Genomic DNA, 22,826 nt, shown 5'->3' on the forward strand with positions numbered 1-22,826 from the left:
ACAGCAGACTAACTAAGTTTAAATTACAGAGGTAAATGTTATGGGAATTTTTTCACGTTTTGCAGACATTGTTAATTCTAATATCAATGCCATTTTAGATAAAGCAGAAGACCCAGAAAAAATGGTTCGTCTTATTATCCAAGAGATGGAAGACACATTAGTAGAGGTTCGCTCTACGTCAGCTAAAACACTCGCTGAGAAAAAAGAAATTGTACGCCGTGCAGAAGCATTAAAGGCGCAAGTAAGTGATTGGCAAGATAAAGCCGAGCTAGCTCTTAGCAAGGATCGCGACGATTTAGCACGCTCAGCATTGCTTGAAAAGCAAAAGTCGGCTGAAGCCGCAGCTGCTGTAGAAGGTGAGCTTGAGCACGTAGAGTCTCATATTGAGAAACTACAGCAAGAAGTCACCACGCTGCAAGAAAAGCTAGCTGATGCTAAGTCACGTCAAAAGGCGATTATTTTACGCCAACGCTCGGCTGAGTCGCGCCTTGAAGTGAAAAAAGCGCTTGATAGCTCTAAGGTAGAAGATGCACTTAATCGTTTTGAACGTTACGAAACTAAAATCGATGGACTAGAATCTCAAATAGAGTCGTACGACTTAGGTAAGAAAACATTAGCAGACGAAATTGCAGACTTACAAAAAAATGAAAAGATAGATGATGAGTTAGCCGAACTTAAAAAGAAGCTAGCTGATAAATAACTTATAAAGGGGCACTTAAAGTGCCCCACTGCTTAAAACATCGAATACGGATTGTCAGGAGAGGATTATGTTTGATCCAGAGATACTAATTGCACCCTTTATCTTGTTCATGATTTTTGTTGCGCCACTGTGGTTAATTTTACACTACCGTAGCAAAAAACAAGTAAGCCAAGGTTTAAGTGAGCATGAACATCGCCAGTTATTGGAACTTGCCCACAAGGCCGAAAAAATGGCTGATAGAGTAGAAACCCTTGAAGCATTACTCGATCAAGAGTCACCACAATGGAGACGCAAAGTATGAGTGCCAAACGCGAATTATTAAGAGACCCACAACGCGGTAAAATAGCCGGTGTATGTGCGGGATTAAGTGACTACTTTAATATGGAGTTATGGTTAGTTCGCATTATATTTGTTAGTGCGGTACTGCTAACAGGTGGCCCATTATTTGTGGTAGCGTATATTGCAGCGTGGTTTATTTTAGATAAAAAAGACCCCATAACTACACATACAAGCAGCGCAACTAAAACTGACGATCCGCTAGAAGTTAAATTTAAAGTATGGCAAAAAGGCGAGCCTCCGCGCCGCGCATTGCAAGACTTAAAAGAGCGTTTAGGGCGAGTAGATTCGCGCCTTCAAGATATGGAACGCCATGTTACTTCAAGCGAGTTTACGGTTAGCCGTGAAATCAACAAACTTTAAAGGATTTAATAGCACTTTGTTCGGTGATTAAGCATCAATGAAGTGCTAGCCCATTATGAGTAGCACTTCATTTGCCAAAAAAACCTTTAAAAGCATTAAAGGTTCAGCCCAAAAAGCCCTTCATCGTAGTTTAGATCAACACGTAAAATTAGCCGTAACGGGTTTAAGTGGTAGTGGTAAAACGGCGTTTATTACCGCGCTTGTTAAACACTTAACCACACAAAGTGATGATAAAAACTTACCCTTTTTTGATGTAATGCGAGAGCACCGCCACATTGCCACTAAAGTTGTGCCGCAAGAAGCGTTAAAGGTGCCTACGTTTGACTACCTACGAGCACTTAACGCATTACTCCCAAGTGATGGGGAGCCTACATGGCCTGCATCAACCGAGCGTATTAACACCCTGCGTTTGGCTATTAAATACCAAAGTGCCTCAGGGTTACGTGGACATTTTTCGCCGCAATCTACGCTGTATTTAGATATTATTGACTACCCAGGTGAATGGCTACTTGATTTACCTATGCTTGAGCAAAGCTATAGCCAGTGGTGCGAGCAACAATATCCGCTATTGTTACAGCACCCGCGTGTGAACACCTCGACTGAATTTTTAAACACGCTTGAACAGCTTGATTTAAATGCCCCCGTAGATGAAGGGTTGCTTGCGCACATTGCAGCGCTTTATCAAAGTATGCTGGTGGGCCTTAAAAAAGACACCAAGCTTGCCATGTTACAACCTGGGCGAATGCTTATGCCTGGCGACTTACAAGGTGCGCCGTTGTTATTGTTTTTTCCGGTAAATGCACAGCATATAAAAAGCGATGAAGTGGTGCCTGGCTCTAACTTAGCGCATTTAATTAAGCGTTTTAACGCCTATGTAAAAGAAGTAGTTAAGCCATTTTATAATGAGCACTTTAAACACTTTGACCGTCAAATTGTGCTAGTAGATGTACTCAGCGCTTTAAACGAAGGCCACGAAACACTCCAAGAGCAAAGTAGTGTAATTAATCAATTGCTCGCACACTTTAATTACGGCGAGTCGGGCTTTTTTAAACGTTTATTTAAACCCAACATAGATAAAATACTCTTTGCTGCCAATAAGTCAGATCATATAAGTGCCAAGCATCACAAAGATTTAGCACTACTGCTTGATTCGCTAGTGCATGAGCGAAGCAATCACTTAAAGTTTGATGGCGTACAAATAGAAACCATGGCTATGTCGTCAATTACTGCAACGCAGCCGCGCCAAGTTGCCGATAAAGGCCAAACGCTTGATTGCATTTATGGCAAACCACTTAACGAGCAAGACTGGCTAACTTACTTACCACCACAGCCACCTAACCGCATGCTTAATAAAAATGAGTGGCCAGCGCAGGGGTTTGAGTTTTTGTCGTTTGCGCCTATGCCAAACCCCGATAAGCAACTTAAACATATTCGCCTTGATCATGTGATGCAGTACCTATTAGGAGACAAATTATCATGAACGATACACACCAAACATTTCAAGCGGGTAGGCGTATTAATACCCAAGCAGATGAGCAGGTTGAGCCTAAACTTGCCCCTGCAAAAATAGTTGCTCAAGGTCAAAGTGAATACATTGAAGAGCCTGATGATGAGCTTCTTGAAGATGAAATAGACTTAGAGCCTGTGTATAAAAAGTCAAAATGGCAAACGCTTAAAGGTGTGTTTGTTGTCAGCTTTTTAGTACTGGTGCTACTTGAGTTTGCTTATTCGCTAGTATTTGCATTTCAGCAATCGGTAATTTTAGGCGGCGTATATTTAACAGCCGTGGTAAGTGGTGTGCTATTAATTGGGCGCATGCTCTGGCGCGAATATAGAATGCTGCGCAGTTTAAAGCGCAATCAGTTACACCGTCATGAAGCGGACAGGCTTTTAAATAGCGAGCAAGTAGGCGGCGCATTGCCGTGGCTTGAAAAACTAAATAAGCACCAACAACTCGACAACTTCGACGCGTTTAAAAACCAAGTAGCTACCCATCATAGCGATAAAGAAATAATGACCCTTTACGCGAATAGCTTACTTATAACGCAAGACACTCACGCTAAAAAGTTAATAAATCGCTTTGCCACAGAGTCAGCCTTGCTTGTTGCCCTAAGCCCGCTTGCGCTGGTGGACATGATGGCGGTGCTTTGGCGCGGTACTAAGTTAATTGAGCAAATAGGTAAGATTTATGGCATTGGTTTTGGTTACGCAAGCCGCATTAAGCTCTACCGTATGCTGATAAAACAAGTGATGTTTGTAGGCAGTGCTGAGCTTGTATCTGATTTAGCAGCCACAGCACTCAGTGCTGAGCTTTTAGGCAAGCTTTCGGGGCGTGCAGCACAAGGTGTAAGTGCCGGTATTTTTACAGCACGTATTGGTTACAAAGCAATGGAGCTTAGCCGCCCACTACCAAGGCTTGAAAACAAACGCAGCTTGTTAAAAGGCACAGTGCAAAGTATTGCTAGTAAAATTATGAGCCGTAAAAAGGCCGAGCCAACACAATAAAAAAGTGGCAATATTTGTGTACAAAGCCGCGCTGGACGGTTTTTGCACAAATAGCCATCTGAGCATCCGGCATGCTTGTGATTTAAAGTGCGGTGCGTTTTATTTATGTAATTGACACATATAATAAAAACGAGATCACACAATGAGCAAGCATCATATTAATACCCAATGTATTCATGGCCCACAAAAAGCAAACGATCCGCACGGCGCACTCACGTCGCCTTTGTATCAAACCTCTACCTTTCATTTTGAAAATGCAGAACAAGGCGCCGCACGTTTTGCAGGCGAAGAGCCAGGTTATATTTACACCCGCCTAGGTAACCCAACTACCACCGAACTTGAGCAAAAAGTAGCACAGTTAGAAGGCTGCGAAGCTGCAGCTGCCACCGCCACAGGTATGGGCGCTGTATCGGCATCGGTATTGAGCTTTTTATCGCAGGGCGATCACCTAGTTGCATCAAGTGCGTTATACGGTTGTACGTTCGCGTTTTTTGCACATATGTTGCCGCGCTGGGGAATCGAAGTCACATTTGTTGATATGACCTGCGAGGACGAACTCCGCGCTGCCATTAAACCTAATTCCAAAATGATTTTTGTAGAAACGCCAATTAATCCCACTATGGCGGTTATTGATTTGGCACTGATTGGTGCAGTTGCAAAAGAGCACAATTTAATAAGTGTGGTCGACAACACCTTTTTAACACCATTACTGCAATCACCTAAGCAGTACGGTATAGATATTATTATGCATAGCGCCACCAAATATTTAAACGGCCATGGTGATGTAGTAGCCGGGCTTGTGTGTGGAACGCAAGAGCACATTACCTTAATAAAAATGACGGTACTTAAAGATATTGGTGCAACTATAAGTCCGCACGACGCTTGGCTAATAAACCGCGGCTTAAAAACCTTAGCCATACGCATGGAGCGTCACTGTCAAAGCGCGCAAACAATAGCTGAATACTTAGAGGGGCATCCGCAAGTTAATATTGTTTATTACCCAGGGCTTAAATCGCACCCAGGTAATAAATACATAGGCAATCAAATGAAAGCCGCGGGCGGCGTTATTGCATTTGAAATTAAAGGCACCCTTGCTCAAGGAGCGCAATTTATAGATAGTATGAAGCTTTGCACACTCGCTGTAAGTTTAGGCGATGCAGAAACGCTCATTCAGCACCCCGCATCAATGACACATTCACCTTACACACCACAGGAGCGAGCAGCCGCAGGCATAAGCGATGGCCTAATAAGGCTCTCAGTAGGGCTTGAAGGTGTTAACGATATTATTGACGACTTAAACCAAGCTTTTACTAAAATTGTTTAGGTGTATTTAATTATATACACATAAAAACAAGCTGCAGGCCTTTAGCTATAGGTCTGTACTTTTAATGTGTCACAGGTGTAATTTAAACTTTACAATCTAAATGATCGCGCTAAATGCTGATGTTAGCCTATCTATTAAACTTTTCTTCACTTTTGCATAGTATGGGGTCATTCGATATTCAACAGATTTGAATATCACACTGACACCGATTTAGGGCTCACACCCAAGAAGGTACTTATGGCTAAAGCAAGTAAATACACATCCAAAACACCAGACGAAAATGGTGTTATACACTGGAGTGATGAAGAAAATAAAATTTGGTCTGAGCTTGTTACGCGCCAACTTGCGTGCATAGAAGGCAAGGCCTGCGATGAGTACATGGAGGGGCTTAAAAAAATAAACCTACCACACGATCGTATCCCACAGTTAAGCGAGCTTAACGAAGTGCTTCTTGCCTCCACTGGTTGGCAAGTAGCGCCTGTGCCTGCGCTTATCGATTTTGATGAGTTTTTTAGGTTATTGGCAAACAAACAATTTCCGGTAGCCACGTTTATTCGTAGCCGTGAAGAGTTTGACTACCTTCAAGAACCTGATATTTTCCATGAAATATTTGGTCACTGCGCCATGTTAACTAATCCTGACTTTGCCGAGTTTACGCATAAGTACGGGCAATTAGGTTACGCAGCGCAGAAAAAGGACCGCGTATACCTTGCGCGTATGTATTGGTTCACGGTTGAGTTTGGTTTAATGCAAACCGAAAACGGCCTGCGTATTTACGGCGGCGGTATTTTATCAAGCCCGGGTGAAACGCAATACGTGTATTCAGACACACCAGAAATAACGCCTATGAGCGTTATTGATGTGCTGCGTACGCCGTACCGTATTGATATTATGCAACCACAGTACTACACCATTAACTCGATTCATGATCTGTTTGATATATCGCAAATGGATATTATGACTTTGGTTGAGCGAGCTAAAGCGCTGGGCTTGCACGACCCAAAATTTCCACCAAAAGAAAAATTAGCCAGTTAAACATTAATGCTAAAAAAGCTAAAAGTAAGGATTTAGAATGTCTTCATTAAGTGCACAAAAATGCGAAGCCTGTCATGTAGATGCGCCAAAAGTATCTGACGAAGAGTTAGCACAATTAATTACTAAAATCCCAGACTGGGTACCAGAAGTACGCGACGGCATTATGCAGCTTGAGCGTGTTTATAAATTTAAAAACTTTAAGCAAGCTATCGCGTTTACCAATAAAGTAGGCGACATGGCAGAAGACGAAGGCCATCACCCAGGTTTATTAACCGAGTGGGGCAAAGTAACGGTTACATGGTGGAGCCATTCAATTAAAGGCCTACATAAAAACGACTTTATTTGCGCGGCTAAAACAGACGACGTATTTAACGCGCTGTAATTAAAAGTTAATTGAGCAAACCAACAAAAGTACTTATTTTTATAAGTGCTTTTTTGGTTTTGGGAGGGGGTTCTTAGCTAACAATAGATAGCAACGTTACATTATTTTAATTAAGTAAAACTGAGAATTACTTGATTTCTAGTATATTAAACTTTTAGAACTCTATTTTATATTTTTCAATTTCATCACTAAATTCAACCTCATAAACATCCGTAGCGAGGTCTGGGCTACCACGCCAAGTAGTAACAAGTTCGATAAACTTGTTACTATTTAAGTCAGCTTCTTCAGTTGTGTATGGTACAAGGGTACCTTCATCTGGAATCGGATGAATTATATTTGAATCTGGAAATCTAAAACCATAGAGTAGGTCAGTATCTTCGCAAGAGCTAATAATCTTAATAAACACATTTTTACTTTTATAGCTATCTGGTATGTAGATCAATTTGCCTGCTTGATATAAGCAATCATTAATAACGATACCAATAAATGGAGTGTTCATTATTTGACTGTAATTCTCAATGAAATAGGTAGGTGTTGAGCTTGTTTTATCTAGTTTACTAACTATTTCAGCTTTTTTGTTGGGAGCTAGCTTTAAGTTTGGATTCTTTTGATGAGAACTTATATAAAATTTATGTATTTGTTCAGAGTATTTTTTCTCCAACGTTTTATTTTTAGAAAGTAGCTGATTATACTTTTTCTCTATATCTATTTTTTGATCTTTATATTTTTCTAGTGTATTACTGAGTTCTAAATGAGCTTGTGATAAATGATTGAACTTATTTGACATACCTTCGAACTGTTCATTGCTTTGTAGCAAGTTTTCCTTAGTGTTTTTGTCTTGTATTCTGAGCTTGCGAAGCTGATCATTTAGTTCGTTTTCTTCAAGTTTCAATGACTCTATACGATCCTGTTTTTGTGTAAGTTCATCTGTTACATGCCTAGCTTGATTTATAGCGTCCGTAGCACTTTTACTCTCATTCTCTAATTTTTTAGCTAACTTTTCATATTCTTTTTTTTCAATGAATTTAGTTGGCTCTCGATTAGCTTTGAAAGTGTCATACTCATTTTGCCACACACCTCTAAAAAAATCGGGTATATGTACAGCCAACGGGTAAAAAATTGTAGCAAAGACTGTCCAGAGAACAGGCACCCAAAGGCAAAAGTCAAAACCTAACTGTTCATATGTATCTAGCTTTATACTGAACTTTAAAGGCTCAGTTAAAAACCACCAAATACTCTTCCAATTTGATAAGCAGAACACCCATGCAAAAGTAAAAATAAGTGGTCTATCCTTAAGAAGTTCAAAAAAACTACCTTGTTCTTGGTTATGCATATTATTTATCTATTTAAGTTTTTAATAATTTAACGTAATAATCTGGTTATGTAAAAGTTTAGCGAATTAGAAACTGTGAATTATACTGTTGCTTATCACCCTATTATTAATAACAAAAAAGCTCCAAACCAAAGGGCTTAGAGCTTTCTATATACAATTAAAGTTCAGCTAAAATACTTCACTTCAACGTATCGTTGGGTTTCGTTTCACTCGACCCAACCTACTATTACTCATCAATTGAGCGTAGTAGGGCGTTGATGCCTACTTTTTCACGTGTTTGCTTATCTACTTTCTTCACGATGATTGCAGCGTAAAGGCTGTGGGTGCCATCTTTTGATGGTAGTGCGCCTGGTACAACTACTGCGCCTGCTGGTACGCGGCCGTAATGAATTTCGCCGGTTTCACGGTCATAAATACGGGTGCTTTGGCTGATGTAAACGCCCATTGAAATTACAGCGCCTTCTTCTACTACTACGCCTTCAACAATTTCAGAACGTGCGCCAATAAAACAATTGTCTTCAATGATGGTTGGGTTAGCTTGTAGTGGCTCTAAAACGCCGCCTATGCCAACGCCGCCAGATAAGTGTACGTTCTTACCAATTTGTGCACATGAGCCTACAGTGGCCCATGTATCAACCATGGTGCCTTCGTCTACATATGCGCCAATGTTTACGTACGATGGCATAAGTACGACGTTTTTACCTACAAAGCTGCCTTTGCGGGCTACCGCATTGGGTACTACGCGCATACCGCCTTGCTGAAATTGCTCCGGCGTATAGTCGCTAAATTTAAGTGGTACTTTGTCGTAAAACTGGTTTACGCCGTCGTTCATTGGTTGGTTGTCGCGAATACGAAACGACAGTAAAACGGCTTTTTTAAGCCACTGGTGTACAACCCATTCACCTGATATTTTTTCAGCAACGCGGGCAGCGCCGCTATCAAGTAGTTCTAGTGCGTCGATAATAGCTTGTTTAACATCGCTAGATACGGTGCTTGGGCTAATGCTGTCGCGGTTGTCCCACGCGTTTTCTATCATGGTTTTTAAATCTGACATGGTGTGTCCTTATTCTGTTTCGGCGTTGAATTTTTTACGTAATGCCTGATGAATTTTAACTTGCTCTTCATCAGTCAGCGCTTGATATTCGTTATTTGATACAACAAAGAAATCCTCAGCACGTTCACCTACCGTTGTAATGCGGGCAGCATGAATGTGTAATAAATGCGCTTGGAAAACTTCGGCAATTTTGGTTAATAAGCCAGGTATATCTACGGCCTGTATTTCTATTAAACTGCGGTCTTTGCGTGCATGAGGGCGCAGCACAATTTTCGGTTTAATATTAAAGTCTTTAAATCGTTGTGAGCGATTCTTTTTAAATCGAATCTTTTTACGTGGTTCGCTAAGTGCCTGCTCAAGGCCGCGTTTAATAGATTGCGCGCGGCTGCTTGCGATAGGTTCACCATTTACTTCAAGTATTACAAAGTTAAATAGTACGTAACCGTCTTTGGTGGTAAGTACTTGAGCATGTTGTATTTGTGCTTTTTTAGTACCAATTACACTCACTAAGCGAGCAAACAACGGCCCAGAGTAGGGGCTGTATACAAAGACTTGTGTTCCACCGTGCATGGCTTTATCTGATACAACGACACTTGGCTGGCTCAAATCGGTGCATTTAAGCAGATGTTCACTGTGCCACGATATTTGTTGCTCACTAAAAGCGGTAAAGTAATTAGCTTTAAAACGGCTCCAAATTAAGTCTATTTGTTCTTCAAAATGACCTAAATTAAGTAAGCGCTGTTTAGCTTGGTGCTTTTTATCGCGAATTTGGTCGCGTTGATCCATAGGGTTTTCAAGCCCTAGGCGAAGCGCACGTTGAGTATGTAGGTAGAGCTCGCGCAGTAACGTGTTTTTCCAGTCGTTCCATAAGTTGTCGTTGGTTGCGCGAATATCGGCAACGGTTAAACAATATAGGTAGTCGAGCTGGCGTTCTGTTTTTACGCGTGATGCAAAGTCTTTAATTACACCTGGGTCGTTTATATCTTTACGCTGTGCGGTTACCGACATAAGTAAGTGGTTACCAACAAGCCAAGATATCAGCTTGCCGTCTGACGATGGGAAGCCATGTAATTTAGAAAAAGCAATGGCATCTACTGAGCCAAGCTCTGAATGATCTCCACCACGGCCTTTAGCAATATCATGAAATATTCCGGCTAAATAAAGTAGCTCGGGCTTATCCATACGGGTCACTATTTCACTACAAATAGGAAACTCACTGATACCGGTTTTATCAAAAAATTGGTAAATATTTTTAATGAGCTTATGGGTGTGCTCATCTACTGTGTAGGCATGAAATAAATCAAACTGCATTTGCCCAAATATATTTCGCCACTGTGGTAAATATGCGGCTAGCATGCCGTGTTTGTGCATAAGCGTAAACGCGCGGCCCATGCCATTAGGGTGTTTTACCAAGCGTAAGAATGCTTCGCGACACGCAGCGTAATCTTGTAAATCGCCCAATAGACGCCTGCGAACTTGGCGAATTGTGCGTATGGTGCTTGGGTAAATATGAGTGATCTCAGGGTTGTCGGCTATGTGTTCAAATAAAACAAACAGCTGGTCGCGCCTAAAAAATACAGATGGATTTTTTACTCTTATTTGATGGCCAACGCGTTCAAAATTTCTATCAAGTTCTACAACTGGCGCTTCTATGGTTTCTGGAATAATGCTTTGTTCAAAGTACGAAAGTAGCATTTGATTAAGCTCACGCACGCGGCTCATGATTCTAAACAAACGCTTCATCATGCGCTCAACCGATGATTTACCATCACTACCAAAACCTAAAATTTCTGCAGCATTGGGTTGGTGATCAAACAATAATCGGTTTTCTGAGCGACCTGCAGCTAAATGCAGCGCAAAGCGAATATTCCATAAGTTCTCTAAGCACTCTGAAAGCTCCTGAAACTCTTCATGAGTTAAATAGCCGTGGCTTATTAGCTCTTGCAGTGTTTCGGCTCTAAAGTGTTTTTTAGCAACCCAAATTATAGTTTGTAAGTCGCGCAGGCCACCTGGGTTTTCTTTTATATTTGGCTCTAGGTTATACGCTGTGCCGTGGCATTTTTTATGGCGAAGATTTTGCTCTTGTACTTTAGCAACAAAAAACTCACCTGAGCGCCAAACTGGGGTTTCGATAATATGCGTTTTGAGTTTTTCAAACTCAATGTGGTTACCAAAAATTAGGCGGCTTTCAAGCAAGCTGGTGGCAAAGGTAACGTCTTCACGTTTTTGCTCAATGGCTTGCTCAATGGTGCGCACACTGTGGCCTATCTCTAAATTGAGATCCCAAAGCATGGTAACAAATTGGCCAATTTTTTCGCATATTTTTTCGCTAGGTTGTTGAGTTACTAGCAATAAAAAGTCGATGTCGGAGTAGGGGTGTAATTCACCACGGCCGTACCCGCCTACAGCAATAAGCGCTAAATCAGGTTCGCGCGCTAAATCGTAAACATGAAATAACTTTATTAGTAGGCGGTCAATAAACTCAGCCCGGGCATTAATTAAATTACCAACCGGTTGTTTAGAAAATTCGTTATGTAACCATTTATAAAAATAGCTAGAACAATCGCGATAATCACTAAGTTGCTCAGCATCGCTAAGCAACTTTTTTACTTTGTTGGGTAATGCCACGTGGGCTGGCTCCTTGTTGAACCTTTCACACGGATAAGGTTTTTCTTATCAAGTGTTTCGGTTTTATTAGTGTTCTATGATCCGCTCGATAGTATCATCTGATCGAAGCGTTAAAATTTCAACTCCATTTTCAGTCACTAATAATGTGTGTTCCCACTGTGCAGACAAGCTACGGTCACGTGTAACAACAGTCCAGTCATCTTTAAGCAGTTTACATTGGCGCTTACCCGCATTAACCATTGGCTCAATCGTTAAACACATACCTGCTTTTAGCGTTTCACCCGTACCTGCTTTACCGTAATGCATTACTTGTGGCTCTTCGTGAAATTCGCTACCGATACCATGGCCGCAGTATTCGCGAACAATTGAGTAGTTAAAGCTTTCTGCATATTTTTGAATAGCTTCGCCAATATCACCTAAACGTACACCTGGTTTTACCATTTTAATAGCAAGGTATAAGCTTTCTTGTGTTACTTCTGCAAGGCGCTTTCCTTGAATATTTGGTGTACCTACGTGAAACATTTTTGAGGTGTCGCCGTGGTAACCATCTTTGATAACGGTAACGTCAATATTTACGCTGTCGCCATCTTTCAAAGCTTTGTCATTTGGAATTCCGTGGCAAATTACGTGGTTTACAGAGGTACAAACGGACTTAGGAAAACCATGGTAATTTAGCGGAGCAGGAATCGCTTTTTGCACATTTACAATATAATCATGACAAATTGTATTTAACTCATCAGTAGTTACACCTGGCACTACATGTGGTCCAATCATTTCTAGTACGTCTGCCGCTAAACGCCCGGCTATACGCATTTTTTCAATTTCTTCAGGGGTCTTGATCACAGCGCTCATTGAGGCTCCAAAGTTGCGTTTTTTAACATTTATCGTCGCACAAATTTTGCACGCGACGTTGAGTATTTAATTTTAATATGGTATAAAGCGCGCCGTCTTTTTACAAATAAATTCTTAAATGATTTTTTGTATTTAAGGCAAACACAATTTTATTTTAACACACACACGTATCGTCACATACACTTGGGTGCATTTGAAGTTTAAATACTTCGGTGTTGGTGCTATGGGATATGTGGAGGCCTAACCCTAAACAACTATAGAGGATCTATAAAATGGCAAACGTTTCAATGCGCGATATGCTTCAAGCTGGTGTTCACTTTGGTCACCAAGCACGTTACTGGAACCCTAAGATGAAGCCTTTCATCTTCGGCGCACGTAACCGTGTACATATCATCAACCTTGAGCAAACAGTACCAATGTTCAACGACGCACTTAAGTTTTTATCAAGTGCTGCTGCAAACAAAGGTAAAGTTCTTTTCGTTGGTACTAAGCGCGCAGCAAGCGACGCAGTTAAAGAAGCCGCTTTACAAAGCGACCAGTTCTTCGTAAATCACCGTTGGTTAGGTGGTATGTTGACTAACTGGAAAACTGTACGTCAATCAATCAAGCGTCTTAAAGACCTTGAAGTACAAAGCCAAGACGGTACTTTCGAGAAATTAACTAAGAAAGAAACGTTAATGCTTAACCGCGAAATGGAAAAGCTTGAAAAGAGCCTTGGTGGTATCAAAAACATGGGCGGTCTTCCAGACGCGCTTTTCGTTATCGATGCTGACCACGAGCACATTGCTATCCGTGAAGCAAACAACCTAGGTATTCCAGTTGTTGCAATCGTTGATACTAACTCTAACCCAGACGGTGTTGATTACATCGTACCTGGTAACGATGATGCTATCCGTGCAATCAACCTTTACACAAGTGCTGTAGCTACTGCTATCACTGAAGGTCGTGAGAACAACATTGTTGCTCAAGCTGAGAAAGACGACTTCGTAGAAGCTGAGTAATTAGCTGTCATCAAGTCTTCATCTTTTTAAGGTGAAGACTTGCTATTCTTGTCGAGCGGGTAACCCGCTTATCTAACCTGATTTCAGATTTGAGGATTTACTAATGGCTGTAACTACTGCCCTAGTTAAAGAATTACGCGAGCGTACTGGCGCTGGCATGATGGATTGTAAAAAAGCGTTAACTGAAACTGATGGCGACATCGAGTTAGCGATTGAAAACATGCGTAAAAGTGGCGCTGCTAAAGCGGCTAAAAAAGCAGGTAACATTGCTGCTGAAGGTACTATCATCATCAAGCAAAATGCTGGTGTTGCTGTACTTGTTGAAGTTAACTGTCAAACAGACTTCGTTGCAAAAGACGTAAGCTTCTTAGCATTTGCTAACAAAGTTGCTGACGCTGCAATCGCAGAAACAATCTCTATCGAAGACTTACAAGCTAAGTTTGAAGAAGACCGTGTTGAGCTAGTGACTAAGATTGGCGAAAACATCAACGTACGTCGCCTGCAGTACATCGCTGGTGAAAACCTAGTTGAGTACCGTCACGGTGAGCGTATCGGTGTTGTTGTTGCGGGTGTTGCTGACGAAGAAACACTTAAGCACGTTGCAATGCACGTTGCTGCTTCAAGCCCTGAGTACTTAACGCCTGCAGATGTTCCTGCAGACGTTGTAGAAAAAGAAAAGCAAGTTCAAATCGACATCGCGATGAATGAAGGCAAGCCTGCTGAAATCGCTGAGAAGATGGTTGTTGGACGCATGAAAAAATTCACTGGTGAGGTTTCTCTTACTGGTCAAGCTTTCATCATGGAACCTAAAAAATCTGTTGGCGAAGTTCTTAACGAGAAAAACGCAACAGTTACTGGCTTTGTACGTGTAGAAGTTGGTGAAGGTATCGAGAAGAAAGAAGAAGATTTTGCTGCTGAAGTTGCTGCTCAAATTGCAGCCGCTAAAGGCGAGTAAGATTAACTATTTGTGATGCATAAGGAAATTAGATGCAATTAAAGTACTATTTGGTTTTGCGTCACGCATAGAAATTCTTTAAAATAACCGCGCTTTTATGTTTATCATAAGCGCGGTTATTTTTTATCCATATTTTAATAAAAGTTGGCCCCAATACTATGACTATCAATCGTAAACCTATTTTTAGACGTGTTCTTCTCAAATTAAGTGGTGAAGCTTTAATGGGAGACGAAGGCTTCGGCATCGACCCAAAAGTATTAGATCGTATGGCTCAAGAGATTAAAGAGCTGGTAGAACTCGACGTAGAAGTGGGTTTGGTTATCGGCGGCGGTAACTTTTTACGAGGCGGATCGCTTGCAGAAGCAGGTATGAACCGTGTAGTAGGCGATCACATGGGCATGCTTGCAACCGTTATGAACGGCCTTGCAATGCGTGATGCGCTGCACCGTGCATTTGTAAACTGTCGTTTAATGTCGGCAATCCCACTAAACGGTGTATGTGACGCTTATAACTGGGCTGAAGCAATTAGTTTATTAAAATCTGGTCGTGTTGTTATTTTTGCAGCCGGTACAGGTAACCCTTTCTTTACTACTGATTCTGCAGCGTGTTTACGCGGTATCGAAATTGAAGCTGACACAGTAATTAAAGCAACAAAAGTTGATGGTGTTTTCAGTGATGACCCTGTTAAAAACCCAGACGCGACGCTTTACCGTCACCTAAGCTACAATGAAATCATTGATAAAGAATTAAAAGTTATGGATTTAGCGGCATTTACTTTAGCCCGCGATCACAATATGCCATTGAGCGTATTTAATATGAATAAATCAGGCGCGCTAAAGCGCGTAATTATGGGTGAAGAAGAAGGAACACTTATCTCTTCACAAGCCTCAGATGAAGTAATCAAATAATTAGGATTGAACCGTGATTAACGATATTCAAAAAGATGCGCAAGAGCGCATGCAAAAGAGTGTAGCAGCATTAGGTAGCCAATTATCTAAAATCCGTACTGGACGTGCTCACCCTGCAATTTTAGACGGCATTATGGTGTCGTACTACGGTGCAGATACACCACTTAACCAAGTAGCTAACGTGACGATTGAAGATTCACGTACACTTGCTATTGGTGTATTCGATAAATCTTTAGCGCAAGCTGTTGAAAAAGCAATTATGGCATCTGATTTAGGTTTAAACCCTATGTCGGCAGGTACGGTTATTCGTGTACCTCTTCCTCCACTTACGGAAGAACGTCGTAAAGATTTAATTAAAATTGTGCGTGGCGAAGTAGAAGGCGGCCGTGTAGCTGTTCGTAATATTCGTCGTGATGCAAATGGTGATGTTAAATCTCTGCTTAAAGAGAAAGATATTTCTGAAGATGAAGCGCGTCAAGCTGAAGATGCAATTCAAAAGCTTACAGATAAGTTTATCAAAGAAATGGATGCTCAATTAGCAGCTAAAGAAACAGAATTAATGGAAATCTAATCCATTAAATAACCTACACTTTAGGTTGTTAAATATATTAGTTTTGAAACGCCGTCTGGGGTATACTAGGCGGCGTTTTTTTATGGAATAGTCAATATTTATGGTTCTAGACGCTGACACAATTTCACAGCAAAGTTTACCTAAGCATGTTGCCATCATCATGGATGGGAACGGACGTTGGGCTCAAGCTAGAAATAGACCTCGTGTGTACGGGCATAAAAAAGGCGTGGACGCTGTTCGTCAATCAGTTCAGTTTTGTACTAGGTTGGGGATACAATCGTTAACCCTATTTGCTTTTAGTAGTGAAAACTGGCGCCGCCCAGAAGATGAAGTAAATACTTTAATGGAGCTTTTTTTGTTTGTTTTAACAAAAGAAGTTAAAAAGCTTCATAAAAATAATGTAAAACTGACCATTATTGGAGATTTATCACGGTTTTCAGAAGGCCTGCGCAGTAAAGTAGACGCTGCTCATAAGTTAACTGAAAATAACACCGGACTGTGTTTAAATGTTGCAGCAAACTACGGTGGACGTTGGGATATGGCTAATGCAGCTAAACAGCTTGCTTTGCAAGTGGCGCAGGGCACACTCAACGCAGAAGATATTACAGAAGAGCGCTTAGCGCAGCATATGAGCATGGCAGATCAGGCTGAACCTGATTTACTCATTCGCACAGGTGGCGATGTTCGTATTAGTAACTTTTTACTATGGCAAGCTGCTTATGCAGAGCTTTACTTTACCGAGACACTTTGGCCTGATTTTAATGAAGCAGCATTTGCTGAGGCCATTGCGTGTTACGTTGCCAGAGAGCGACGTTTTGGTTGTACGGGCGAACAAATAAAACAATTACTCGCTCAAACCTAAAAATAGAATAAGGGTCACAATTTTGTTAAAACAACGCATTTTAACCTCGCTCGTGCTAGCACCGTCTGCACTGGGGCTGGTTTTTTACACACCACTTACGTTATTTAGCTACTTTGCAGGTGCAATTGTAATGCTAGGCGCGTGGGAGTGGTCAGCATTTATGGGCTTATGTGGAAAGCTTAAACGTGGCGCTTTTGTTGTGCTAATAGCGGCTTTGCTTGGGTTACTTAACTTACATTGGCCGATTGAGTCGTTATGGGTTAATGGAAAGCTAGCTGGGGATGCAAATTATATATTTACACTGTCCTTTGCGTGGTGGATTGTAGCCAGTTACTTAATTTGGCGTTATCCAGCTATGGCTAAAGCGTGGAATGAAGGTTTAGTTATGCGCGGTATTGCCGGACTACTAACGCTTGTGCCGTTATGGCTTGCGCTTAATACTCTTCGTAGTGCGCAGTATGCTGAATCGACTCACTTTGGGTCAGTACTTATTTTAGTGGTATTAGGCATAGTATGGAGTGCTGATATAGGCGCTTATTTTTCTGGTAAAAGCTTTGGTAAGCACAAGCTAATGCCGAAAGTGAGCCCTAATAAAACGATTGAAGGTTTAGCTGGTGGTGTTGTTGCTTCAATCATTTTTGTTTTAGCTTTCTGTCACTTTACTGATGTCGATTTAGTTGTGTGGCCTATATACGCTGTGATGACTGCATTTATTGCGTTATTTTCTGCTGTTGGCGATTTGCTAGAAAGTATGTTTAAGCGCGAAGCCGGCTTAAAAGATAGCGGCAGCTGCTTACCAGGTCATGGTGGTATTTTAGATAGAATTGATAGTTTAACGGCAGCAGCGCCAATATTTGTGATGTGTTATGCATGGACCTTGAGTTTATGAGTCAAAAGCAACAACTGGTTATTTTAGGTGCTACAGGTTCAATCGGTTTAAGCACATTAGATGTAGTAGCCAGAAATAAAGAATTATTTGACGTATTTGCACTAACTGCCGGCCAAAATGCTAAAAAAATGGCCGAGCTGTGTATTGAGCATGAACCGCTATATGCTGTTATGGCTACGCAAGCGGCTGCAGAGGAGCTTAGCTCTCATTTAAACAATACGCCTTGCCAAACTCTAGTTATGCACTCAGTGCAAGCTATGAGTGATTTGTGTGCTCATCCTGATGTAGACACTGTCATGTCGGCTATTGTGGGTGCTGTTGGTTTATTACCTACGCTTAGCGCTGTAGAAGCCGGTAAAAAAGTATTGCTTGCCAATAAAGAATCGTTAGTAATGTCAGGGCAGTTGTTTATTGATAAAGTAAAACAGCACAACGCGACCTTATTGCCGATTGATAGTGAACACAACGCTATTTTTCAGTGCCTACCTCATTCATTACAAAATGCACAAAGCGATAAAAATCTGCAAGATAACGGTGTAAGTAAAATTTTGCTTACCGGTTCTGGTGGGCCATTTTTAACACGTGATATAAATACTCTAAAAGATGTAACAGTTAGTGAAGCCGTTGCACATCCTAATTGGTCTATGGGTCAAAAAATATCTGTAGATTCAGCGACTATGATGAACAAAGGCCTTGAGTTTATTGAGGCTAAATGGCTGTTTAACTGCAATACCAGCGACATAGATGTTGTCATCCACCCGCAAAGTATTATTCATTCTATGGTGCAATATCACGATGGGTCTATTTTAGCGCAAATGGGCAACCCTGATATGCGCACGCCTATCGCACATGCACTTGCATATCCTGAGCGAATAAATGCAGGCGTTAAACCGTTAAATTTCTCTGATATATCTGATTTTTCATTCACTAAGCCTGACTTTTCTCGCTATCCAAATTTACAATTAGCGATTGATGCGTGTAGTGCAGGTCAGGGCGCTACCACAACGGTTAATGCTGCAAATGAAATTGCTGTTGCGGCATTTTTAAAAGGCCAAATTGGTTTTACTGAAATATACAAAATAAATGCACAAACGCTTGAAGCTGCAACGTATACCAATGTACAAAGCTTGGATGAAATTTTAGAGTGCGATAAATTAGCGCGTATTAGCGCTTCAGAATTTATAACAAAAGTGGCGCATTAATATGTTTGATTTTTTTTGGAATCTTGGCTCATTTATTTTAGCGCTTGGTATTTTAGTGGCCATACACGAATATGGTCACTTTTGGGTTGCCCGAAAGATGGGTGTTAAAGTGCTGCGCTTTTCCATTGGTTTCGGTAAGCCGCTTCTAAAATGGCACGATAAATACAAAACCGAATACGTAATAGCAGCTATACCGCTAGGTGGTTACGTAAAAATGCTCGATGAGCGAGTGGACGAAGTACCTGCAAACGAGCGTCACTTATCGTTTAATGCTAAATCGGTTCAAGCACGAATAGCTATTGTAGCTGCAGGACCAATGGCAAACTTTTTGTTTGCTATTGTAGCGCTCGCAGCAATGTACATGGTGGGCGTGCAGTCGGTTAAGCCTGTAGTCGGTAGTATTACTGAGGGTAGTAGAGCCGAGCAAGCAGGCATTATGCCTTCGCAACATATTATAAAAATTGGCGATGACGACATCACTACATGGCAAGATGCTACATTTTCACTTATGTCTAGTTTAGGTGAGCAAAGTGTTGACGTGACTGTACGTGATGAAAACCTTCAAACACGTGTTAAAACGCTTAATTTAGATGGCTGGAAGCTTGATCAGCAAGATGTGCCACCACTAAGCTCTCTTGGCATAGTGCCATTTAGACCTCAAGCTACGCTCACAATCGCAGCTGTGACTAAAAATTCAGCAGCAGAACAGGCAAATTTACAAGCTAAAGACATTATATTGGCTGTAAACGGTGAAACTATAAGCAATTGGCAGCAATTAGTTAATCTTATTACGCAATCGGCTAACAAATCTTTACAATTTAGTGTAAAAAGACAGGATAGTATAAAAACCATTACCGTGACTCCGCAAGGACGAATTGATGATAATGGTGTTGAGCAAGGCTTTTTAGGCGTTGCCCCTGTTGTTCAACCATGGCCAGATGGCTACGTTGAGACTAGACATTACGGCCCACTCGATAGTATCGTGCGAGGCACTAAAGAAACTTGGCGCTTAATTACCCTTAGTTTTGACATGATTGGTAATTTAATTACAGGCCAGGTTTCGGTTAAAAATTTAAGTGGCCCTGTGGGCATTGCCGTCGGTGCTGGAACCAGCGTGAGCTATGGCTTAGTTGCCTTTTTGAGCTTCTTAGCTCTGATAAGCGTTAACTTGGGTGTATTTAACTTATTACCCTTACCAGTGCTTGATGGCGGACACTTAATGTATTACATAATTGAACTTTTTCGTAAAAAGCCGGTCTCTGAAAAGACACAAGAGTTTGGTTTTAAAGTGGGTGCCTTGCTGCTCACTTTTCTAACATGTTTCGCTTTGTTCAATGATGTATCGCGTTTGTAGTTATAGCGTGACAATTACTAATTAGAACACGATTGTAAAGCATCATTAAATTGATGTTATGCGGTAATACAGTTGTAAAGGATAAAGATAATAAAATGGCTATAAAAAAACATTTGGCAGTAACAAGTTTATTGGGTGCAAGCTTTGCAGCCCTAGGCCAAAACTCCTTTATTGTTGAAGACCTAAAAGTTGAAGGTTTGCAGCGTGTAGCACTTGGTGCAGCGCTTACGCATATTCCTATTAACGTAGGCGATAACGTAGATGACTATACGATCTCAAAAACAATAAAGTCACTTTATCGTTCTGGGCACTTTGACAACATAAAAGCGCTTCGCGATGGCAACAACGTTATTTTTAAAGTAACTGAGCGTCCTACAATTAGCTTTATTGAGTTTGAAGGCAATAAAGATATTAAAGACGAGCAGCTTAATGAATCTCTAGATCAGCAAGATATTCGCCAAGGTGAGCCACTTGATAAAACCGTCATCGATAATATCGAAAAGGGTCTAGTTGAGTTTTTCCACAGTATTGGTAAATACAACGCTAAAGTTGATATCAGCGTTACTAAACTGCCACGTAATCGTGTAAAGCTAAAACTTGAATTTGATGAAGGTGATGCCGCATCAATTCGTCAAATTAACTTAGTGGGTAACGAGCTGTTTTCTAATGAAGAGCTTTTAAAACTTGCTGAATCGCAACAAGATTTACCGTGGTGGCAGTTTATGGGCAGCGATCGCTACCAAAAACAAACCATTGAAGGTGATTTAGAAAAAATTCGTAGTTACTACCTAGACCGTGGTTACCTACGTTTTAATATCGATTCAACGCAAGTATCAGTGAGCCCTGAACGTGAATCAGTTTACGTTACAGCTAACTTAACTGAAGGCGTAAAATATACCGTTAAAGGCTTTGACTTTATTGGTGATTTACTGGGACGTGAAGATTTAATCAAAAGCGTTATTCCACTTCGTGCAGGTGAGTTATATAACGGCTCAGTAGTGACTTCATCGGAAGAATTTATTAAAAGTTACTTAGCACGATTTGGTTATGCCAATGCTGAAGTACGTACAATTCCTGAAATTGATGACGAAAAGCAAGAAGTTCAGCTAACACTTTCGGTAAACCCGGGTAAACGTGTATACGTTCGTCGTATCATTGTAGGTGGTAACCAAAACACGGCCGATGAAGTTCTTCGCCGTGAAATGACGCAGCTAGAAGGTGCATGGTTATCTAATCAAAACCTTGAGCGTTCTAAATTACAAATTCAGCGTCTACCGTATATGGAAAATGTTGATTTTAACGTAGTACCTGTACCTGGTGTTGATGATCAAGTAGATGTAGATTTTACAGTTAAAGAGCAATCAGCGGGTAGCTTTAATGCGGGTCTTGCATATGGTTCATACCTTGGTCTGCAGTTTAATATTGGTGTGACTGAATCTAACTTTTTAGGTACGGGTAACCAAATCGGTTTAAATCTAAATACTTCAACAGGCTCTGAAAGCATAAGCTTATCTTACACTGACCCTTACTTCACGCCAGACGGCGTATCGCAAGGTAGTAGTATTTTTTACACTAACTACGATGCAAGTAAATTTAGCTTAGTAGACTACAAATCGAAAAGTTACGGGATAGGTACCAATATTGGTTTCCCAGTTGATGCTGTAAATCGTGTTAACTTCGGTGTTCGTTGGATAAAAGAAGAGCTTTCAGATATTGCCGAGTACGAACAAACTCGTGTTCTTCGTGAAACGTTCCTAGATCCAGAAAATCCTGATGCTGGCTTTGACTTTACCAAATATGAGCTAAGTGTAGGTTGGTCGCGTATTACCGTTAACCGTGGTTTATTCCCGACAGCGGGTTCGCGCCAAACCTTAAATTTAACAGCCACTACGCCTAACTCAGATCTTCAATACTTTAAGCTGAACTACGACTCGCGTTTTTACTGGCCAATATCAAACGATCATCGTTGGGTGTTTTCAACGCGTGCAGCGCTTGGTTACGGTAATGGTTATGGGACCACAAATGGTTATGAGCAAACATTACCATTCCAAGAGTTCTTCCAAATTACAGAGATGGAACTACGTGGCTTTGACCGTAATACAATATTGCCACGTGCCGTATCACGTATACCGCAATCTATTCCGGGTACTCCTGGTGCTGATGGCACAACAACAGGTAGTATAGGTGGAGCAGATCAGTTCGATATATTGATTCCACAAGGCCGTATTGGTGGTAACGCTAAAGCGGTAGCGGGTATGGAGCTAATTGTTCCTACGCCGTTCTTAGATGAAGAAAATACCAGTTCTGTACGTACAAGCTTCTTTGTAGATGCTGCGAACGTATGGGATACTGAATTTAGCGTAGACCGCTATCAAAACTTAGCGCCAGATGAGCGTGCTAAATTAGATGACTACTCAGACCCAATGCGTTTTAGGGTTTCAACCGGTCTTTCATTACAATGGATCTCTCCGATGGGTCCAATGTTGATCAGTTTTGCGTATCCATTGCAAAAACAAGAAGATGACGATACGAAAACGATCAGCTTTAACATTAGTAATACTTTCTAAAGGAG

At 41.2% G+C, this 22,826-nt stretch carries 21 protein-coding genes; 17 read left to right on the forward strand and 4 right to left on the reverse strand.

All coding sequences use genetic code 11. From position 1 onward, the window contains the following. Positions 1–40: 40 nt before the first annotated feature. From pspA to J8L73_RS02325, 8 genes are all read left to right on the forward strand, one after another. The gene (gene pspA, locus J8L73_RS02290; protein WP_104643028.1) at positions 41–700 is read left to right on the forward strand and encodes a phage shock protein PspA; all 660 of its coding nucleotides are present in this window, start codon (positions 41–43) and stop codon (positions 698–700) included. Positions 701–767: 67 nt separating this feature from the next. Continuing rightward, entirely contained in the window at positions 768–1,001 is a 234-nt protein-coding gene (gene pspB / locus J8L73_RS02295) for an envelope stress response membrane protein PspB (protein ID WP_004586907.1), read from the forward strand. After that, positions 998–1,399 carry an envelope stress response membrane protein PspC gene (gene pspC, locus J8L73_RS02300; RefSeq protein ID WP_211014533.1) on the forward strand — a complete coding sequence of 134 codons (402 nt, stop codon included), beginning with the start codon at positions 998–1,000 and terminating at the stop codon, positions 1,397–1,399. Before pspB ends, pspC begins: the two co-directional genes overlap by 4 nt. A gap of 55 nt (positions 1,400–1,454) precedes the next feature. Continuing rightward, positions 1,455–2,879 carry a YcjX family protein gene (locus J8L73_RS02305; RefSeq protein WP_211014535.1) on the forward strand — a complete coding sequence of 475 codons (1,425 nt, stop codon included), beginning with the start codon at positions 1,455–1,457 and terminating at the stop codon, positions 2,877–2,879. Next, positions 2,876–3,904 (forward strand): YcjF family protein, encoded by a 1,029-nt coding sequence (locus tag J8L73_RS02310; protein WP_138682916.1) that lies wholly within the window; start codon positions 2,876–2,878, stop codon positions 3,902–3,904. The genes J8L73_RS02305 and J8L73_RS02310 overlap by 4 nt, the downstream gene beginning before the upstream one ends. Positions 3,905–4,046: 142 nt before the next feature. Beyond that, the gene (gene megL / locus J8L73_RS02315; RefSeq protein ID WP_211014537.1) at positions 4,047–5,228 is read left to right on the forward strand and encodes a methionine gamma-lyase; all 1,182 of its coding nucleotides are present in this window, start codon (positions 4,047–4,049) and stop codon (positions 5,226–5,228) included. A gap of 237 nt (positions 5,229–5,465) precedes the next feature. Next, positions 5,466–6,263 (forward strand): phenylalanine 4-monooxygenase, encoded by a 798-nt coding sequence (gene phhA / locus J8L73_RS02320; protein WP_211014538.1) that lies wholly within the window; start codon positions 5,466–5,468, stop codon positions 6,261–6,263. A gap of 37 nt (positions 6,264–6,300) precedes the next feature. Next, positions 6,301–6,645, forward strand: coding sequence for a 4a-hydroxytetrahydrobiopterin dehydratase (locus J8L73_RS02325; RefSeq protein ID WP_002958326.1), 345 nt, complete (start codon positions 6,301–6,303; stop codon positions 6,643–6,645). A 154-nt stretch (positions 6,646–6,799) separates the two neighbouring features. Here the strand turns inward: J8L73_RS02325 and J8L73_RS02330 are convergent, their stop codons facing one another. The 4 genes from J8L73_RS02330 to map all read right to left on the reverse strand — a co-directional run bounded on the left by J8L73_RS02330 (position 6,800) and on the right by map (position 12,545). Further along, positions 6,800–7,978 carry a hypothetical protein gene (locus J8L73_RS02330; protein ID WP_211014540.1) on the reverse strand — a complete coding sequence of 393 codons (1,179 nt, stop codon included), beginning with the start codon at positions 7,976–7,978 and terminating at the stop codon, positions 6,800–6,802. A 226-nt stretch (positions 7,979–8,204) separates the two neighbouring features. Further along, on the reverse strand, positions 8,205–9,032 hold the full coding sequence (dapD, locus tag J8L73_RS02335; protein WP_211014542.1) for a 2,3,4,5-tetrahydropyridine-2,6-dicarboxylate N-succinyltransferase: 828 nt from the start codon (positions 9,030–9,032) through the stop codon (positions 8,205–8,207). A gap of 9 nt (positions 9,033–9,041) precedes the next feature. After that, positions 9,042–11,660 carry a [protein-PII] uridylyltransferase gene (glnD, locus tag J8L73_RS02340; RefSeq protein WP_211014544.1) on the reverse strand — a complete coding sequence of 873 codons (2,619 nt, stop codon included), beginning with the start codon at positions 11,658–11,660 and terminating at the stop codon, positions 9,042–9,044. Between the two features lie 66 nt (positions 11,661–11,726). Further along, positions 11,727–12,545, reverse strand: coding sequence for a type I methionyl aminopeptidase (map, locus tag J8L73_RS02345; protein WP_283241009.1), 819 nt, complete (start codon positions 12,543–12,545; stop codon positions 11,727–11,729). 239 nt (positions 12,546–12,784) lie between these two features. On the opposite strand from map, the gene rpsB reads away from it, so the two are divergent. The 9 genes from rpsB to bamA all read left to right on the forward strand — a co-directional run bounded on the left by rpsB (position 12,785) and on the right by bamA (position 22,821). Then, on the forward strand, positions 12,785–13,513 hold the full coding sequence (rpsB, locus tag J8L73_RS02350; protein ID WP_058548383.1) for a 30S ribosomal protein S2: 729 nt from the start codon (positions 12,785–12,787) through the stop codon (positions 13,511–13,513). A gap of 103 nt (positions 13,514–13,616) precedes the next feature. After that, entirely contained in the window at positions 13,617–14,468 is an 852-nt protein-coding gene (gene tsf / locus J8L73_RS02355; protein ID WP_211000668.1) for a translation elongation factor Ts, read from the forward strand. Positions 14,469–14,626: 158 nt separating this feature from the next. Further along, positions 14,627–15,376, forward strand: a complete 750-nt coding sequence (pyrH, locus tag J8L73_RS02360) for a UMP kinase (RefSeq protein ID WP_211000667.1) — start codon at positions 14,627–14,629, stop codon at positions 15,374–15,376. A gap of 13 nt (positions 15,377–15,389) precedes the next feature. Beyond that, positions 15,390–15,947, forward strand: a complete 558-nt coding sequence (gene frr, locus J8L73_RS02365; RefSeq protein WP_058548380.1) for a ribosome recycling factor — start codon at positions 15,390–15,392, stop codon at positions 15,945–15,947. 100 nt (positions 15,948–16,047) lie between these two features. Further along, positions 16,048–16,809 (forward strand): isoprenyl transferase, encoded by a 762-nt coding sequence (locus J8L73_RS02370; RefSeq protein WP_211000666.1) that lies wholly within the window; start codon positions 16,048–16,050, stop codon positions 16,807–16,809. Positions 16,810–16,831: 22 nt separating this feature from the next. Further along, on the forward strand, positions 16,832–17,698 hold the full coding sequence (locus tag J8L73_RS02375; RefSeq protein ID WP_211000665.1) for a phosphatidate cytidylyltransferase: 867 nt from the start codon (positions 16,832–16,834) through the stop codon (positions 17,696–17,698). Then, positions 17,695–18,900, forward strand: coding sequence for a 1-deoxy-D-xylulose-5-phosphate reductoisomerase (ispC, locus tag J8L73_RS02380; RefSeq protein WP_211014546.1), 1,206 nt, complete (start codon positions 17,695–17,697; stop codon positions 18,898–18,900). Before J8L73_RS02375 ends, ispC begins: the two co-directional genes overlap by 4 nt. A gap of 1 nt (position 18,901) precedes the next feature. Further along, positions 18,902–20,254 carry a sigma E protease regulator RseP gene (gene rseP / locus J8L73_RS02385; protein ID WP_211014547.1) on the forward strand — a complete coding sequence of 451 codons (1,353 nt, stop codon included), beginning with the start codon at positions 18,902–18,904 and terminating at the stop codon, positions 20,252–20,254. A gap of 95 nt (positions 20,255–20,349) precedes the next feature. Beyond that, on the forward strand, positions 20,350–22,821 hold the full coding sequence (gene bamA, locus J8L73_RS02390; RefSeq protein ID WP_211014549.1) for an outer membrane protein assembly factor BamA: 2,472 nt from the start codon (positions 20,350–20,352) through the stop codon (positions 22,819–22,821). Positions 22,822–22,826 lie beyond the last annotated feature (5 nt).

It is taken from the genome of Pseudoalteromonas sp. MMG006 (assembly GCF_018101025.1).
In the GTDB taxonomy this organism is placed as follows: domain Bacteria; phylum Pseudomonadota; class Gammaproteobacteria; order Enterobacterales; family Alteromonadaceae; genus Pseudoalteromonas.